Source organism: Phyllobacterium trifolii, from assembly GCF_014192095.1.
Lineage (GTDB): Bacteria > Pseudomonadota > Alphaproteobacteria > Rhizobiales > Rhizobiaceae > Phyllobacterium > Phyllobacterium trifolii.
Window position 1 is genome coordinate 1 of sequence record NZ_JACHXN010000005.1, and the last position, 17575, is coordinate 17575.

Sequence of the window (17575 nt, forward strand, 5' to 3'; positions counted from 1 at the left end):
TTGTCAATATGTCGTTCGATTTTGACCGCGCACGGCGGGAGCATCAGTGCAAGTTCCGAACCGGGAGCAGGCACCACGTTCGAATTCACCATTCCATTCAACAGGGAGGTCGGATGATGGCCGAACTCACAACGCCGATCGTCTTTATCGTTGACGACGACGTGCACTTGCGACAGGCACTGGGCAATCTTTTCGCATCTGTCGGCATGCGCGTGGAACTATTCGGCTCCACGTCGGCACTCCGTGCCCGTCCTGCGGTTGAGATTTCCTCACTGTGCCAAGCGACGCGCTCCACAAGGCGCGAAAATTTGATTTATCGTTCATCTGGGGATCACTGTGCACCTTTCGCCAGGAAGGGAGGGTCAGATGGAACTGACTGCAATACCGCCCCAGATCGGAGTTTTTTCAGAAAGTGACGGCAGTTCGCAGCCCGAAAACGGCAGCATTCCCAATCGCCGAGCCAGGATTGTTAGGATCGGCTGCATTGCCACCCGGATGAATGATATATTGGAAGAAGGGCTGCACAGCCAGCCACTGCGTAACTTGCGTCTGGTATGTGACTTCAATCACAGCCTCGTAATCCGGAATGGGCTGCGACATACCGCTGAACGCAATGTCCGCTTTCGCTAGATTCGACACGCCGTTGCTCATTTTCGCGTAGGCGAAGCCGATCCCTGCGGTATCGTTGTTACGTCCCGGCAAAAGCCCCTTGTAAGTCATACCCATATCGACGTACCAGTAGATGCTGTTACGATCTTGCTCGGGTGCGATCGCAACGCGGACAAATCCGTTGAGACCATTGTCACTGCTGCCGGGCTCCTGCCAGAGCGTTTGGTCAGCAACAGCGTAGATCGCATAATTTCCTGAGAGTCGCATTGGGCTGCCGCTCGCCACAGCGCTAGCGAGTGAAATGCCGTTCGAGGCGGTGGAGAGACTGTCGAACGTTTCCGAATTGTACCACATGCCAATCTTGTATGTGCCGGGTAGGCCGGGATCACCCTTGGCGGGGGTATAAGCATAGGATGCCTCGGCAATGGCGAGAACTCCATCGCCAAGCGAAACACCTAACCCGTTGGCATCGGTTGTCGGGCGGCCGTTGAAAACTGCAGCCTGGAGTGTCCGTGCATCGTCGGGCTTTACAATGATTTGTCCCCCCGGCGCGGCGAAGGGATAAGCTGGACCTCCCTCGGGGAGGTCGACAGCAAAAAGGCCGGGAAAGCCGAACGTGGAGTTCACAAAAAGACCTGCTGTGTTGCTGATCGCAAAATTCTGGTCTGCCAGAATTTGCCCGATCTTAAGCGTAACGGAATCTTTCATCAGGCTCTGAGAGATGTAGAATTCACCTAGCCTGACACTGCTGTCGGCCTCGACCGATGTCACGGTCAACAGGTTACCGAGATCACGCTTCGACAGACCTTCGCCTTGGATTGCATATCCCGAGAAATGGATCTTGCCGCCAGTCCAGCCCGTCAGCCGATCCATATCGAAATCGCCTTGCAACTGGAAAACGCCGTCATAGGCTGTCCCCGTCCGCACGCCGCCCGATACGTTGCCGAGCCAATCGCTGGTTTGAGTTATTGTGAAGATGACGCCCTTATCGCGGAGCCAACTTCGATAATCGTTCCAGTCACCCGTGAGCGTGGTTTCCGAATAGGACGGGGGAGCCTCCTCGGCCGCCTTCGCCCCGGTTCCTGATAGGATCATCGCAAGTACAATTGGGACAAGAGCGCGGTTTCTAATCATCATACCCTTTCCAGTGCAGTGCGCGATTGGCTTGTCTTTTCCGTCTGGTATCGACGGCAGCGCCACCTCATTCCTAAATACCGTAAATCGTCCCACGGTCACTAGCGCTAGCATGATGAAAGGAGTCTTCCGTAATTTCTACGTTGGTCTGAGTTGACGAGAGTCCTCACGAGGCGAGTCAGGCGTAGGTCAGGTTATGACCGTTCAATTAAGCCGGCATCCGGGGCGCCTTCCAATCGTAGGAGCGCAAGAAACTCACCAATGCTCGCATGGCGGCGCTGGAGTGTCTTTTGCTCGGGTAATAAAGATACCAGCTTGGCAAAAGGGGGCTCCAGTCCTTCAGAACCTCCGTCAACCGGCCGTTCGTTAGGTAGGGTGTGGCGTAGTCCTCGAAGACATGGGCCAATCCGCATCCGGCGACAGCGGCCTGCAGTTCGTTGTGTGCTGAACTCACCGTGAATCGCCCCTCCGGCAAGACATCCAGCGCTTCTCCGCCGTTTTCAAATTTCCAGGATACCAGTGTGCCGCCGGGAAATCGTCGGCGAATGCAGTTGTGGCCAGTGAGATCGTTGGGGGTCAGAGGCAGGCCATGCTTTGCAATATAATCCGGCGACGCCACGATCGCGTATCGAAGCGATGGTCCCAGCGGCAGTGCAATCATATCTTGTGCCAGTTGCCTTCCGAACCGAACGCCCGCGTCAAAGCCCCGCTCGACGATGTCGATGACCGCTGCCTCGCTGACAAGTTCGACCTTGATGTCCGGGTATGTGTCCATAAAGGTGAACATTGCCGGACAGAGCAGGTGATCGATTGCGGGGCCCGGCGCATTGATGCGAAGGGTGCCGGACGGATTTTCCTTCAACTGGTTAAGGTCATCGACTGCGAGACGGATGTCCGTCAAAGCTGGACCGAGGCGCTGCAGGAGACGCACTCCCGCCTCCGTCGGCGCAACGCTTCTTGTTGTCCTGTTGAGCAGGCGGATGCCGAGCGCCTCTTCCAAAGCGTTAATTGTTTGGCTGAGTGCCGATGATGAAACACCTCGCTCCAGGGCGGCCGCCCTGAATCCGCCGCATCTGACGATCGCCGCGAAAACATCCAGGCTATCCAAACGAAATTGATCCATTGCGAAGCCTACCTTATCAAGCTGAGTAGATTTGCTCGTCTTATCAGCGCAGTGATTTGAGGTCATCTAAATACCTCAACCGCACATGCGGATTGTCGACTGAAAGGGAAAGCAATGGATCGACTCACATTGAACCGACGAACGGTCATGGTTTCAGCGGTTGCTGGAACGTCCGCTCTCCTGCTGGGAGGTTCAGCCCGATCAGGCAATGCGCAGGTGCAGAGATCGGAAGCCGGGAATATCGGATATTATCGATTCCAGGTCGGGCAGATTAAGGCGACAGTTTTGAGCGATGGCCTGATTGGCGGTCCACCGACGGTCTATGCCAACGATGCTCCGGAAGCCGAGTTGCAGGAGGTCCTTCGTCGCGCTTTCCTGCCCACCGATCACATGACCCTACAACTCAACACGCTGCTACTTGAAGTCGGCGGTAGGCGAATACTGCTTGAGGCGGGAGCCGGCGCTACGATGGGACCGAATGCGGGGCGTGTGTTCGACAATCTCGCCGCAGTCGGTCTCGGTGCAGGCGATATCGACACGATCGTGGTGTCTCACACGCACCCTGATCACGTCGGCAATCTGCGCAATTCCGAAGGCAAAAAAGCATTTCCCAATGCCGTCGTCTATGCACCCCGCGCAGATTGGGATTTTTTTTGTGCGCAACGATCCCGATCTCTCCTACATGCCAGTGACGCGGGACTTTCGCGACCGGTTTGCAGCGGCGATCAAACGTAGTGTCGAGCCGATCGCCAAGGACATTGAGCTCTACGAGGCAGGTGTGGAAATCGTGCCGGGCCTCACCACGATAGCTGCGCCCGGGCATACGCCGGGCATGGCAACTTTCCTGCTCCACTCAGGTAGCGACCAACTGCTTCTCACTGCGGACCTTGCCTATCACCCAGTCGTCAACATCGACCATCCATGGCGACCCGGACCTGATAGAGACAAGGATACCGCGCTCGCGTCGCGCCGCCGCATATTCGATATGGCCGCGACCGATAGGCTCCTCGTTCTCGGGTTTCATTATCCGTTCCCAGGGCTGGGACGAATGCTCAAGACCGACATGGGTTACGCCTGGGTCCCGGCGGGCTGGCAGTTTTGACCAGAAATCGAACTGGAGGTTTTCTCGTGACTCAAACGGCAATCGATCGACGGCGCTTTCTGGGCGCATGGGTCTGACTGCCGCGGGCGCGGCGATTGCAGCAGATGCAAAGGCGCAAGAAGCGCCAAGCTATGCGCCGCTCATCGGAATGCTCGACTGCACAAAAATTGAGCAAAATCAAATATGCTCAAAAAACACCTTGACGAAGTTCTAAAAATAACTTCGACTGAACCAATATCACAATTGGTTCGAACCATTACCCACATGGCAACTAATCAGTCCCAGGAAAATTCAAACTATGCGCTCGAGCGCCTGCGTGGTCTCTTGGCGTCTGATCAACTCGATAGTGATGGAAAATTACCCACCGAACGGGCGCTGGCGCTCATGTTCAGAGTGAGCCGGCGTTCTATACGGCGTGCGCTGGAAGTATTGGCAGCCGAGGGTCAAATCTGGCGTCGCCAAGGCTCAGGCACCTATGCCGGCCCCGAGCAGGATGACTGGGCCGATCACGTCGAAACTATCGTTGCCGGTACCAATTTCATGGAGATCATGGAGGTCCGCCTCAGGATAGAGCCGCAGCTGGCACAACTTGCAGCAATGCGCGCCAAGAAGGATGAGATAACCCGCATGCGGGAACTCGCGCTGAAGATACGCGAAAGCGATGACTCCGATTCGCGTGAGCTGTGGGACGGCGCCCTGCATCGGCAAATCGCCCAGAGTGCCAGTAACCAGTTCTTTCTGACGATCTTCGATGTGATCAACAGAGTTCGCCAGGACGAGGCCTGGCGGCTTATTCGCGAAAAAGCGCGCAGCGCCAACGACACCCTGTCGGTCTCTCACGCTCAACACGCAATGCTCATCGATGCAATCGCTGCACATGATCCAGCAAAAGCGGGTGAAGCCATGCGTCAGCATCTTCTGATGCTGCAAGAACGGTTGATCCGCCAGACGTCAATGGACACCGCGGGAAAGGGTGTTCTGAGCGACGCATCATAGGAACGCGCTTTCAACGGCGCCGTCACCAAAAGACCGAGAAAACAATCGGCATCAATGTGGAACAAACGAGCGCATGCAACCGCTTACAATGAGGAGTTTAACGTATGAAAACGGCAAGATTTATTGCGACGCTTGTGGTGGGAGCGATTTTGGCGTTTCCAGCCTTTGCCACCGAGTTGAAAATCGGTCTCCAGGATGATGCCGATGTCCTTGACCCGGCTCAGTCACGAACCTTCGTTGGTCGCATCGTTTATACAGCGCTCTGCGACAAGCTTGTCGATGTCAACCAGAAGCTCGACATCGTGCCGCAACTTGCGACCGACTGGAAATGGTCGGAAGATGGCACGGAACTTGTCATGAACCTGCGCCAGGGCGTGACGTTCCATGACGGCACACCGTTCAACGCGGCAGCTGTCGTTGCCAATATCGAACGTTCGAAAACACTGCCGGAATCCCGCCGCAAGAGCGAACTCACCTCCGTCAAGACGGTCCAGGCGATCGGTGACTATCAGGTCAGGTTCACGCTAAACAGTCCGGACGTGACGCTTCTCGCCCAGCTTTCCGATCGCGCCGGCATGATGGTTTCGCCAAAAGCCGCCGCGGAAATGGGTGCGAATTTCGGCAACAAGCCGATATGTTCCGGGCCGTTCAAGTTCGTCGAACGCGTCCAGCAGGATCGCATCGTCCTCGAGAAGTTCCCGCAATACTGGAACGCCGCCAACATCTTCATCGACAAGGTCACCTTCCTGCCGATTCCCGATACGACAGTTCGCCTCGCGAACCTGCAGTCTGGCGACCTCGACATGTTGGAACGGCTGGCCGCGAGTGATCTGGATGCGGTCAAGAGCGATTCCAGCCTGAATTATGCCGATACGATCAACATCGGCTACATGGCTCTTTACGCCAATATCGCCAATGGTCCGCGTGCGGATAATCCCTTCGGCAAGGACAAGAGGCTGCGGCAGGCATTTTCGCTCGCCATCGACCGTGATGCCGTCAACCAGGTCGTATACGAAGGCACCTCGGTCGCTGGCAACCAGCCCTATGCTCCTAACAGCCCCTGGTTCGACAAGGATATACCGGTGCCAGCTCGCGATCTCGAAAAAGCCAAGGCCCTGATGAAGGAAGCCGGGCACGAGAAACTCGACATCGAGCTTCAGGTACCGAACAACCCGGTTGCGATGCAGATGATGCAGATTATCCAGTCGATGGTCGCGGAAGCCGGTTTCAATGTCACGCTGAAGGCAACGGAATTCGCTACGCTATTGTCGGAGCAGACCGCAGGCAACTACCAGCTCAGCCGTTCCGACTGGTCCGGCCGTGTCGATCCGGACGGCAACCTGCATCAGTTCGTCACCTGCAAGGGCGGCATCAACGATGTAAAATATTGCAATCCGGAAGTGGACGCTCTTCTCAACGATGCCCGCAAATCGACTGACAATACGGTGCGCAAGCAAAAGTACGACGCCGCTGCCAAGATCCTGAACGACGATCTGCCGGTCATCTATCTCGGCCATCAGTCCTACATCTGGGCGTTCAAGAAGGGCGTAACAGGCTTTGTGCCCTACCCGGACGGAATGATCCGCCTGCAGGGCGTGAAGAAGAGCGGCTAGTCAAATCGGTAAGGCTGTAGCGACTTGCAGCCTCGCTTGAATGCCGATCAACACGTCAGGATTGCAAGCCATGTACACTTACATCGGAAAGCGGCTGTTGCTCGCCATACCGACCTTGATCATCATATCGATCTTTGCGTTCTCCCTGCAAAAGCTTCTGCCAGGCGATCCAATCCTGGCGATGGCGGGTGAGGAGCGGGACCCGCAGGTGATCGAATTCCTGCGTGACAAGTATCGTCTGAACGATCCCGTGGTCTATCAGTATTTCTATTGGGTTGGCGCAGTGGTCCAGGGTGATTTCGGCATTTCCCTGCGGACCAACCAGCCGGTGCTTTCATTGATTGCGGAGAAACTCCCGGTCACGATCCAGCTTGCGATCATGGCAATGACATTCGCGCTCGCCATCGGCGTTCCCATCGGCATCCTGGCGGCCGTCAAGAAGAACACATGGATCGACTACATCGCCAATATCGTTGCGCTATCAGGTCTATCGGTGCCGAATTTCTGGATGGGGATCATGCTCATCCTACTTGTCTCGGTTAAACTTGGCTGGCTTCCTGCCTCGGGTTATGAGCCGTTTTTCGACAATCCGGTACGGTCCCTGCAAACAATGATCATGCCTGCCTTCGTTCTAGGGCTGGCGCTTGCGGCAACCCTGATGCGGCATACGCGGTCATCCATGCTCAGCGTATTACGTTCCGACTACATTCGCACGGCGAGAGCCAAGGGCGTTTCGGAAAAGGCAGTCATCCTGCAGCACAGTTTTCGCAATGCGCTTCTGCCGATCGTCACGCTCACCGCCCTCCTCTTCGGAGAGCTGCTTGCAGGCGCGGTCCTTACGGAGCAAATTTTCACCATTCCAGGCTTTGGCAAGCTCATCGTCGATGCTGTTTTCAACCGCGATTATGCGGTGGTCCAGGGCGTTGTTCTGTGTACGGCGATCGGCTTCATCCTGATGAATCTTGTCGCTGATGTGCTCTACGTCCTGCTCAATCCCAGAATGAGGGCTGCGCTATGACGAAGCTGCAACAAACCCTGCAGATAGCCCCCCAGCACGTGCGTTCCGGCAATCGTGCCTGGAGAAAGCTCAAGGCCAACAAAAGCGCCGTTGTGGGGCTGGTCATCATTATCTTTTTCGTGACTCTTGCCGTCATTGCGCCGCTGCTGCCTATCGCCGATCCCATGGCCACAAGCTGGTCGGCAATCCGCAAGGCGCCATCGGCGGCACATTGGCTAGGGACAGATGACATCGGCCGCGACATTCTCTCCCGCATGATCTGGGGTGCCCGGGCATCGCTGATGGCAGGCGTCTTCTCGGTCGGTATCGCAGTGGCCATTGGCGTTCCTCTCGGCCTGATATCCGGCTATTTCGGTGGGTGGGTCGATATGATCATTTCCCGCGTCACCGAGGCCTTCCTCGCTATGCCATTTCTCATTATGGCGATCGCGCTCGCTGCCTTTCTTGGGCCGAGCCTGTTCAATGCGATGATTGCGATCGGTCTGTCGGCGATGCCGCTTTTCGTGCGTTTGACCCGCGGTCAGGTCCTCAGCGTGAAAACAGAAGACTATGTGGAGGGCGCCCGGTCCATCGGTCTCGGTCACTACCAGATCATTACACGTTACATCCTGCCGAATGTCTTCTCGCCGCTTCTGGTTCAGGCAAGCCTGACAATCGCGACCGCAATCATCGCCGAGGCCAGCCTGTCGTTTCTAGGCCTAGGGCAGCAACCCCCTGCTCCGAGCTGGGGCTCGATGCTCAACGTGGCCAAAAACTTCCTGTCGCAAGCCCCATGGATGGCAATGTGGCCGGGTGCGGCAATCTTCCTGGTCGTTATCGGCTTCAATCTTCTTGGTGACGGTTTGCGCGACGCCCTCGATCCGCGCGAAGCATGAATATTCAAAAAGGAAACTTCCTATGACTGCATTTACGACTCGGCCCGAAATCCTGGGGACATTCGGCGTCGTCACCTCAACGCACTGGATCGCTTCCGCCGTCGGGATGAGCATTCTGGAAAAGGGTGGCAACGCATTCGACGCTGCCGTTGCAACAGGTTTCGCACTCCAGATCGTCGAACCACATTTGAATGGCCCCGGTGGCGACATGCCGGCCATCATCTATTCGAAGAAAAAGGACGAGGTCGAGGTCATTTGCGCGCAGGGACCGGCCCCCGCGGGTGCTACGATTGACCACTACAAGGGTGAAGGACTTGACCTCATCCCCGGTGATGGCCTGTTGGCCACTGTTATTCCCGGATCATTCGACGGCTGGATGCTCATGCTCCGCGACTATGGCACGCTTTCCGTCCGCGATGTTCTTGAGCCGGCTATCTACTATGCCGCAAACGGTCACCCCGTTCTTCCGCGTGTGGCGGCCACCATCAATGGATTGAGCGAGTTCTTTCGCAAGGAGTGGCCGACATCCTTTGAAACCTGGTTGCCTGGCGGCAGTGCACCCGAGCCTTATTCCAATTTCAGGAATCCAGTCCTTGCCGAAACCTGGAAGCGCATCATTGCCGAAGCCGAAACCAGGAAAAATCGCGAAGACCAGATCGACGCGGCGCGCAATGCCTTCTATCGCGGTTTCGTTGCCGAAAAGATTGCCGATTACCTGAAAAACGCCGAGGTCATGGATGCAAGCGGCAACCGGCACAAGGCCGTGCTTACGGCCGACGATATGGCGAATTGGAAGGCGAGCGTCGAACAACCCCAAACTTACGACTATCACGGCTGGACCATCGCCAAGACAGGCCCATGGGGCCAGGGTCCGGTGCTCCTGCAGTCGCTCGCCCTTCTGAAGGGTTTCGATCTCGCGTCCATGGATCCGAACGGCGCCGACTTCATCCATACGGTGACAGAAGCCATGAAGCTTGGGTACGCCGACCGGGAAGTCTATTACGGCGATCCGGCGTTCTGCGATGTTCCGATGCGGCATCTCCTGTCTGACACCTACAACGATGAACGTCGCAAGCTGATATCCGCAGAAGCCTCCATGAAACTTCGGCCTGGCAGAATCGCGGGCTTCGAAAGACAATATGATCTGACAATGGCCATGCTGGGTGGCATGGGTTCGACAAAAGGGCCCGTCTACGAGCCGACGATGGCGCATCTATCGGAAAAGCGGGGCGATACGGTCCATATCGATGTCATCGACCACGAGGGGAACATGGTGTCCGTCACGCCATCCGGCGGCTGGTTGCAATCGTCGCCCACTATTCCCGGCCTCGGCTTTTGCCTCAACTCCCGCGCCCAGATGTTTTGGCTGAGCGAGGGTTTGCCGACGTCGCTTGCTCCGGGCAAGCGACCGCGCACCACCCTCACCCCGACGATTGCGCTCTTTGAGCGCCGACCAGCCATGGCATTTGGCACGCCCGGCGGCGACCAGCAGGATCAATGGCAGCTTCCGTTCTTCCTGCGCCATGTCCACCACGGAATGAACCTTCAGGCGGCGATCGACCAGCCGCTGTTCCATACGACACATTTTCCCAGCAGCTTCTATCCCCGCACCAGTCAGCCGGGCAACATTACCGTTGAAGCCGGTGTCGGAGCGGACGTACTCGACGCACTGCGCCAGAAGGGTCACGAAATCACCGTGGCCGATCCCTGGACGGTGGGGCGTATGACCGCCGCCAAGCGCGATGCAGACGGTTTACTACGCGCTGCAGCTACACCCAGATTGATGCAAGCCTATGCAGTAGGACGGTAGCCGACGATGACGAACACCTTAGCAGCCACCGTACCGGAGAAGACTACCAACGTTGCCAGGCCCAAGCCTGTCCTGTCAGTTGAAGGACTGTCCACGTCGTTCAGCGTTGATGGTGATTGGAAAAACGTGGTGCGCAACGTGTCGTTTGACGTCATGCCCGGCGAGACTGTTGCCATCGTTGGCGAATCCGGTTCGGGCAAGAGCGTCACCTCTCTCTCCATCATGCGGCTCCTCGCCAAGGGTGCGAGCCGCATTACTGGCAAGATCATGCTGAGCGGCAAGGATCTCCTGTCGCTCACCGACAAGCAGATGCGCGATGTGCGCGGCAATGACGCGTCGATGATCTTTCAGGAACCGATGACCAGTCTCAACCCCATCTTCACCATCGGCCGGCAGATATCGGAAGCTTTGACCTGCCACAGCAATCTGTCGCAAGCCGACGCACGTGCCGAGACGATACGGCTCCTTGAAAAAGTGCGCATCCCCAACGCCTCATCACGGTTCGACGAATATCCGCACCAGTTTTCCGGCGGTATGCGCCAGCGTGTGATGATCGCCATGGCCCTCGCCAGCCGGCCAAAACTTCTCATTGCCGATGAGCCTACAACTGCACTGGATGTGACAATTCAGGGCCAGATTCTCGATCTGATCAAGGTTTTGCAGGAAGAGGAAGGCATGGCCGTTCTCTTCATCACCCATGATATGGGCGTAGTCGCGGAGATTTCCGACCGCACAATCGTTATGTATCGCGGTGAGGCGGTCGAAAGCGGCCCAACCGACGACATTTTCCATCGCGGCAAACACCCGTATACTCGTGCCCTGCTTTCCGCCGTACCGCGCCTCGGTTCGATGAAGGACAGGCGTTGGCCGCTGCGGTTTCCGATCGTCGATGTTACCACGGGCGTATCCACCGTCCCGACCGAAGTCTCCGATACAGTCGACAAGCGCAAGACACCAATCCTCGAAGTCAAGAACCTCACCACGCGCTTCGATATCCGCTCCGGCTTGTTCGGGCGCAAGTCCGGCGCCATCCACGCAGTGGAAAACGTCTCCTTCGATCTGTTTCAGGGCGAAACCCTGTCCCTCGTCGGCGAGTCCGGCTGCGGAAAATCCACAACCGGCCGCTCGATCACCCGGCTTGTGCAACCCGACAGCGGCGAGGTTTACCTCGACGGCTACAATGTACTCACTCTGGACCAGGCCAGCCTGCGCAATATGCGCAAGAGCATCCAGATGATCTTCCAGGACCCTTTCGCCAGCCTCAATCCACGCATGAGTGTCGGCGCAACGATCGCCGAACCCTTCATTGCCCACAGGCTTGGAACCAAGAAACAAGCGCAGGACAAAACCGTCGACCTGCTCGAACGTGTCGGTTTGACCGCGGATATGATGAAACGCTATCCGCATGAGTTCTCCGGTGGCCAACGTCAACGTATCGCCATCGCGCGTGCGCTCGCTCTTGATCCAAAGGTTATCGTTGCGGATGAATCCGTGTCGGCACTCGACGTTTCTATCAAGGCGCAGGTTGTCAATCTGCTGCTCGATCTGCAACAGAGCTTCAATCTGGCATTCCTGTTCATTTCCCACGATATGGCCGTGGTCGAGCGCGTTAGCCACCGCGTCGCAGTGATGTATCTGGGCGAAATCGTTGAAATTGGCCCGCGCGCCGCGGTGTTCGAAAATCCCCAGCACGACTATACGAAAAAGCTGATGGCTGCGGTGCCCGTGCCCGATCCCGCGCGCCGCGCGATCAAGCGCGACGTTGCGACCGATGAACTGAAAAACCCTGTTCGGTCCGTCGACTATTTGCCGCCGGTCCGCAAATATTGTGAGGTGTCGAATGGACACCTCGTTCAAGTCGGGTGACGAGAGGCAAGTTGATAGCCAACTAATCGGAATTGTATGCTTCAAGGCCGGCCGCGATAGCGTCGTCATCTCCTGTTTTGAAAATTGGGCAAACAACCCAATTCTTCAAAACAGCAGCTTTCATGGAAGTCCTGCGCTCCAAATGCGGCGCAAGCGGCATCGTTCAATCAGATTATGTTGCGGGCACGCGGATCTGGAATGGGAACGGCAGCCATCAGCGCGCGGGTGTATTCGTCCTTTGGCGATTCAAAAACCTCGCGCCGCGTGCCCATCTCGACTATCCGGCCTGCTCTCATGACGGCGACATTATGCGACATACGCTCAATCACGGCCATGTCATGCGAGATGAAGAGGTAAGCCAACCCCATCGTTTCCTGCAATTCGAGCATCAGATCGAGAACGCGAGCCCGCACCGAAACATCGAGCGCGGCCACGCTCTCGTCTGCAACGATGAGCTTTGGCTCCAAGGCAAGAGCGCGCGCAATGCAGATGCGCTGGCGCTGACCGCCGGAAAACTCGTGTGGATAGCGGCTGGCGGCGTCAGCCTGCAGGCCGACACGGCGGAGCAGTTCGGCGATACGATCGTCTCGCTCGCCCTTGTTGGCGAGACCGTGAATGATCAGTGGTTCCGCTATCGCAGCGCCCACAGCCATACGCGGGTCCAGCGAAGCATAAGGGTCCTGAAAGATCATCTGCGCCGAGCGTCGGATGGGCTGCATCTGGCGTGCGCTCAGCCCGCCAATATTCTTTCCATCGATCACCACATCACCCGTGAATGGGATCAGGCCGAGCACGGCCTTGCCGGTCGTCGATTTACCCGAGCCGCTTTCGCCGACGAGCCCGAGCGTTTCGCCCGGACGAAGCTCGAATGATACATCTGTAACAGCGGAAACAGGTGGCTTGCCCTTGAACAGCCAACGCGTCGGACTTCCATAAGCAACGTTGAGATTGCGCACAAGGAGGACTGGCGAACGGTCTGGTACCTCCCCGCGCGCAACTTCAGAACCGACGCGAGGTGGTCCGTCCGTCCCCGCATGGGCACCAAGACGAGGGACGGCGGCAAGCAACTGTCGCGTGTAGAGCTCCGTCGGACGCTCGAAGACCGTCAAGGCACTGCCTTGTTCAATGATCCGCCCGTTCTGCATGATCGCAACACGGTCAGCCATCTCGGCGACCACGCCCATATCATGGGTGATCAGGACGATCGACGCTCCGAATTCTCGCTTCAATTCCCGCATCAGTTTGAGGATCTGCGCCTGTACGGTGACATCGAGCGCTGTCGTCGGCTCGTCGGCAATCAGGACCTTCGGTCTGCATGAAAGGGCCATCGCTATCATGACCCTTTGGCGCATGCCGCCGGAGAGTTCGTGCGGATATTGCGTCAGGCGGCGGCCGGGCTCGGTGATGTGGACTGCGTCGAGCATTTGCCTGGCTATCGTTTCAGCCTTGCCACCTTCGGTTACCTGATGCTCACGGATCGCTTCGGTGAGTTGCGTTCCGATTGAAAGCACAGGATTGAGCGACGTCATCGGTTCCTGAAAAACCATGGCTATATCGCCGCCACGTACGCTCCTCATCGCGCGGTTTGAAAGGTTGGTCAATTCGCGGTCGGCGAGTTTGATGCTGCCCGAGGCGATTTGGAGCGAGGCCTTGGGCAGCAATTGCATGATCGACAGGGATGTTACGGATTTGCCGGACCCGGATTCTCCGGCAATACACAATGTCTCGCCGGGATTGAGATCAAAACTGACGTCCTTAAGAACATGCCGCCTGCCTTCCGGCGTGCGGGCATCCACACACAGATCACGTACTGACAGAACTGGCACGGATACTGGTGTAACAAGTTTCACGCGAACACTATCCTCGGGAAGTAGAACGAAATCACCCAGTTGGGTGCGTCAACGATTTCGCTGATCCGCAGATCGCCGCAGACCGAGCAGAGCAGATAGGCGTCGATCGGGCTCATGCCGTGCTCAACACCAAGCAGATCGATCATACGCATCAGGCTTTCGCGGGCGCCTGTCATAAGATCAGGCCCAACACCTGTCGTCACCTCATAGCCCGCACCATCGAGATGGCGGGTGACCGGCTCTGTCGTCGTAAACCTTGGACTTTTCAGCCGGGCGTCCTTAACGAGCTCGATAGTGGCTTCGACCTCCATTTGGCTTTCGATGGCCGTGCCGCAAACTTCGCCATCGCCCTGCGCCGCATGCGTGTCGCCAATGGAAAACAGCGCGCCTTCGACTTCCACCGGAAGATAAAGCGTTACGCCCGCCGTCAGATCGCGGATATCCATATTGCCACCGACCTGACGCGGTGGCACCACCGAGTGCAATCCCGGTTCCGCAGGAGCAACACCGATTGTACCGGCAAAGGGCTTCAGGGGAACGCGTCCGCCCGGACCATAAAGCGAAGGTGTCATGGCGACCGGGTCGTAGGTCCACATATGCAAAGCCGGTTCTGCAAACTGATCCGCAAGCAGGCCGAATCCCGGAATATTAGCCGTCCAGCCGACGCCTGAAGGCACGAAGCGGCGGAGTGTGACCTTCAGCGCATCACCGGGTTTGGCACCCTCCACGTAGACTGGACCCGTAACAGGATTGATCTTGCCGAAGTCGAGATTGGAAAGGGTTTCAAGCGTCGCACCCTTGCCGAGTTGTCCACCGGAGGAGTCCAGACATTCGAAATGGATTGTCTCGCCGGCCTTGGCGACAAGAGCAGGCTCGAAGTCGCGGTTCCAGCCGAAATGATGTCTCGCACGATGGATGGTGTGGGTGCAGGCAACGCACATGGCAGCTCTCCAGAAAATTGAATATCATTCCCCGGGACTTTTTACGCCCCGGGGATCTCACGAAGGCGATTACTGCTTCACGTAGATGGCGTCGTAGTTGATGACGCGGGTTGGATCGATATAGATATTGTCGGCACCGCCCATGCGTAGCGACTTGGCAACGACGCGGCGCTCGTTGATAAGCGGAATCCATGGAGCATCGGCCATGATGTCTGTGAATATCTTGCCCCATGTGGCTGAGCGTTCGGCCACCTTAGCCGGATCAGACATCGAATCCGCAGCAACCGCCCGCTTGTCGATATCCTGATTGCAATACCAAGACCAATTCCAGCCACCGGCTACAGCGCCGGAGCAGCCGAGGATTGGTCCGTAGAAATTCGACGGGTCCGGAAAGTCTGCGATCCAGGCCATGCCGCCAGACCAGATCATGGGTGCTTCACCCTCGGTCCCGCCTGCAGCGATAACGTTCGCTTGCGCCAGCGCGCGAACTTCCGCCTTCACGCCGACAGCCGCCAAATCTTGCTGAATCGCCTGCGCTATACGCGGCTGTGGATCTGTGTTGGTGGAATAGAGCACGGTTTCGAAACCGGTTGGGAACCCTGCCTCCGCCAGGAGCGCTTTGGCCTTTTCAACATCATAGGCATAGCCGGTAAAGCTCTTGTCATAGCCCGGCATTAGTGGCGGAAGCGGCTGGTTCGCCGCCGTCGCACGGCCGTTCAGGATACGCGTGATGCGATCCTTATTGATTGCCATGTTGAGCGCTTGGCGAACCTTCAGATTGTCGAGGGGCTTCACCTTCGTGTTCAACGTAATGTATCCGGTTTGAAGTTGTTCGCCATCGACGATCATCTTCGGACCATCGGCAGAGTTCTTGATCTCGAGAAACTTTGCCGGGGGTATGCCATCGCCGGCGATATCGACTTCGCCCTTCTGCAGCCGTAGCAGTGCCACAAGCGGCTCTTGACCCACTTCGACCGTAAACTTGTCGATGTACGGCATGTCCTTGACGAAATAATCCGGATTGCGTTCAAAGACGAGGTGCTGACCAATTGTCCAATCCTTAAGGACAAAGGTACCAGAACCGACCGGCTTCTTGCCAAAGTCGCCGCCCGCTGCCTCGACTGCTTCGTTCGGAACAACGGAAGCAAAATTGATTGCAAGGACGTGGAGGAAGGTCGCGTCAGGACGGGACAGGTGGAAGATGACAGTCGAGTCGTCCGGCGCCGCAATACCTTCCAATGTGGTCGTCTTGCCACCTGTGACGTCTTCATACCCCTTGATCGACCCGAAGAAACCAGCGCCGGGTCCTTGAGTCTTTGGATTTACAGCCCGCTCGATTGAATATTTTACGTCGGAGGCCACGACTTCGCGGCCGTTTGTAAACTTCACACCCTTGCGAAGCTTGAACGTGTAAGTGAGGCCATCATCCGAAACCCCGAACGTCTCGGCGAGCGATGGAATCAGATTGGCCGTCCCTGGTTCATAATCCATCAGCCGGGAATAAAGGCTCTTGATCATCGACCAGTTGACCCAGTCGTAACCGATCGCTGGATCAAGGGTGGCGATGTCATCCTTGTAGGTAACGATGATATCGCCGCCTTGTTGCGGCGTATCCTGTGCAAACGAAGGCAGTGGCGTGAGTGCCAGTACCGTCGCAATTGTTGTGTTTCTAAGCCAGCTTTTGAACATTTTGTTCCCCTTTTTGGTTGTTGGAATTCAGCGTGCACGAATGCGCGGATCGATGAGCGGTGCAATAATGTCTGCCACGAGATTGCCGAGAACGATAGCGAGCGCCGAAACGAGTGTCACACCCATGATGATCGGGATGTCGACCTGCTGGATCGCCTGCCAGGCGAGTTGGCCGATACCGGGCCAACCGTAAACCGCCTCGACGACGACGACGCCACCCATGAATTGGCCGATATCGATTCCGATCATCGCAATGATGGGCAGCATGGCGTTGGGAAGGGCGTGCCGCAGGATAATCCGCGCGGACGATAGACCCTTGGCCCTCGCGGTCCTGACGTAATCCTGATTGAGAACGTCGATCATAGCCGAGCGCACCATGCGGGCGTACCATCCCGCACCAAGAATACCGAGCGTCGCCGCCGGCAAAACCACATGCGCTGGCGTGCCGAAACCGCTCATCGGGAACCAGCCAAGTGTCACTGCGAAAACATAAAGAAGAAGCAGGGCAACAACGAATTGGGGAGCGGAAACACCAACAAACGACGCCATCATGACAACCCTGTCGACAGCTCCGCCACGGCGCAGTGCTGCAATGATGCCAAACGTCAGACCGAGCAAGACTTCGACCAGAATTCCCGCCGCCATCAAAACAAGTGTGGCTGGGATACGGGCTGCTATCAACGAGCCTACATCTGTCTTCTGCGCATAGGACCGGCCAAGATCGCCATGTACGATACCCTGCAGATAGGCCCAGAACTGAACAAGGAGTGGTTGGTCGAGACCAAGTTCGCGGCGGATATTGGCAACCGTCTGCGCCGTCGCACTGCGGCCTGCAATCATGCGTGCCGGGTCAGCTGGCAGGGCATAAAGCAGCAGGAAGGTGATTGCCGCCACACCAAGCAAGATCAGAGCGGTTTGCACGAGGCGGCGCAGGACAAGGAGTGCCATA

13 protein-coding genes and 1 pseudogene are annotated in these 17575 nt (G+C 57.1%); 8 read left to right on the forward strand and 6 right to left on the reverse strand.

Translation table 11 applies throughout. The annotated features are described in order from the left end of the window. Positions 1 to 117 (forward strand): ATP-binding protein, encoded by a 117-nt coding sequence (locus FHS21_RS08870; protein ID WP_281386070.1) that lies wholly within the window; start codon positions 1 to 3, stop codon positions 115 to 117. 288 nt (positions 118 to 405) lie between these two features. On the opposite strand, the gene FHS21_RS08875 is transcribed toward FHS21_RS08870, so the two are convergent. Further along, positions 406 to 1746: a carbohydrate porin gene (locus FHS21_RS08875; protein ID WP_246410955.1), complete on the reverse strand. Its 1341-nt coding sequence runs from the start codon at positions 1744 to 1746 to the stop codon at positions 406 to 408. 205 nt (positions 1747 to 1951) lie between these two features. Then, positions 1952 to 2932: a LysR family transcriptional regulator gene (locus tag FHS21_RS08880; RefSeq protein WP_183661693.1), complete on the reverse strand. Its 981-nt coding sequence runs from the start codon at positions 2930 to 2932 to the stop codon at positions 1952 to 1954. Between the two features lie 48 nt (positions 2933 to 2980). Here FHS21_RS08880 and FHS21_RS08885 point away from each other — a divergent pair. The 7 genes and pseudogenes from FHS21_RS08885 to FHS21_RS08915 all read left to right on the forward strand — a co-directional run bounded on the left by FHS21_RS08885 (position 2981) and on the right by FHS21_RS08915 (position 12146). Next, positions 2981 to 3968: pseudogene (locus FHS21_RS08885) on the forward strand (MBL fold metallo-hydrolase). Positions 3969 to 4232: 264 nt separating this feature from the next. Next, positions 4233 to 4964, forward strand: a complete 732-nt coding sequence (locus tag FHS21_RS08890) for a FadR/GntR family transcriptional regulator (RefSeq protein ID WP_183661694.1) — start codon at positions 4233 to 4235, stop codon at positions 4962 to 4964. 104 nt (positions 4965 to 5068) lie between these two features. Beyond that, positions 5069 to 6577 (forward strand): ABC transporter substrate-binding protein, encoded by a 1509-nt coding sequence (locus FHS21_RS08895; RefSeq protein ID WP_112524643.1) that lies wholly within the window; start codon positions 5069 to 5071, stop codon positions 6575 to 6577. A 70-nt stretch (positions 6578 to 6647) separates the two neighbouring features. Beyond that, positions 6648 to 7595 (forward strand): ABC transporter permease, encoded by a 948-nt coding sequence (locus FHS21_RS08900; protein WP_112524646.1) that lies wholly within the window; start codon positions 6648 to 6650, stop codon positions 7593 to 7595. Beyond that, positions 7592 to 8470, forward strand: coding sequence for an ABC transporter permease (locus FHS21_RS08905; protein WP_183661696.1), 879 nt, complete (start codon positions 7592 to 7594; stop codon positions 8468 to 8470). The genes FHS21_RS08900 and FHS21_RS08905 overlap by 4 nt, the downstream gene beginning before the upstream one ends. A 22-nt stretch (positions 8471 to 8492) precedes the next feature. Beyond that, positions 8493 to 10280, forward strand: coding sequence for a gamma-glutamyltransferase family protein (locus tag FHS21_RS08910; protein WP_112524653.1), 1788 nt, complete (start codon positions 8493 to 8495; stop codon positions 10278 to 10280). Positions 10281 to 10286: 6 nt separating this feature from the next. Next, positions 10287 to 12146: an ABC transporter ATP-binding protein gene (locus FHS21_RS08915; protein WP_112524656.1), complete on the forward strand. Its 1860-nt coding sequence runs from the start codon at positions 10287 to 10289 to the stop codon at positions 12144 to 12146. Positions 12147 to 12313: 167 nt separating this feature from the next. Here FHS21_RS08915 and FHS21_RS08920 read toward each other — a convergent pair whose 3' ends face one another. The 4 genes from FHS21_RS08920 to FHS21_RS08935 form a co-directional block, all read right to left on the reverse strand. Then, the gene (locus tag FHS21_RS08920; RefSeq protein WP_183661697.1) at positions 12314 to 13996 is read right to left on the reverse strand and encodes an ABC transporter ATP-binding protein; all 1683 of its coding nucleotides are present in this window, start codon (positions 13994 to 13996) and stop codon (positions 12314 to 12316) included. After that, positions 13993 to 14937 (reverse strand): acetamidase/formamidase family protein, encoded by a 945-nt coding sequence (locus tag FHS21_RS08925; RefSeq protein ID WP_183661700.1) that lies wholly within the window; start codon positions 14935 to 14937, stop codon positions 13993 to 13995. Before FHS21_RS08925 ends, FHS21_RS08920 begins: the two co-directional genes overlap by 4 nt. Before the next feature lie 69 nt (positions 14938 to 15006). Continuing rightward, complete coding sequence (locus FHS21_RS08930) at positions 15007 to 16626, reverse strand: ABC transporter substrate-binding protein (protein WP_183661702.1); 1620 nt, start codon at positions 16624 to 16626, stop codon at positions 15007 to 15009. Positions 16627 to 16653: 27 nt separating this feature from the next. Next, a complete protein-coding gene (locus FHS21_RS08935; protein WP_112524668.1) occupies positions 16654 to 17574 on the reverse strand; it encodes an ABC transporter permease in 921 nt (306 codons plus the stop codon). Between the last annotated feature and the right edge of the window lies 1 nt (position 17575).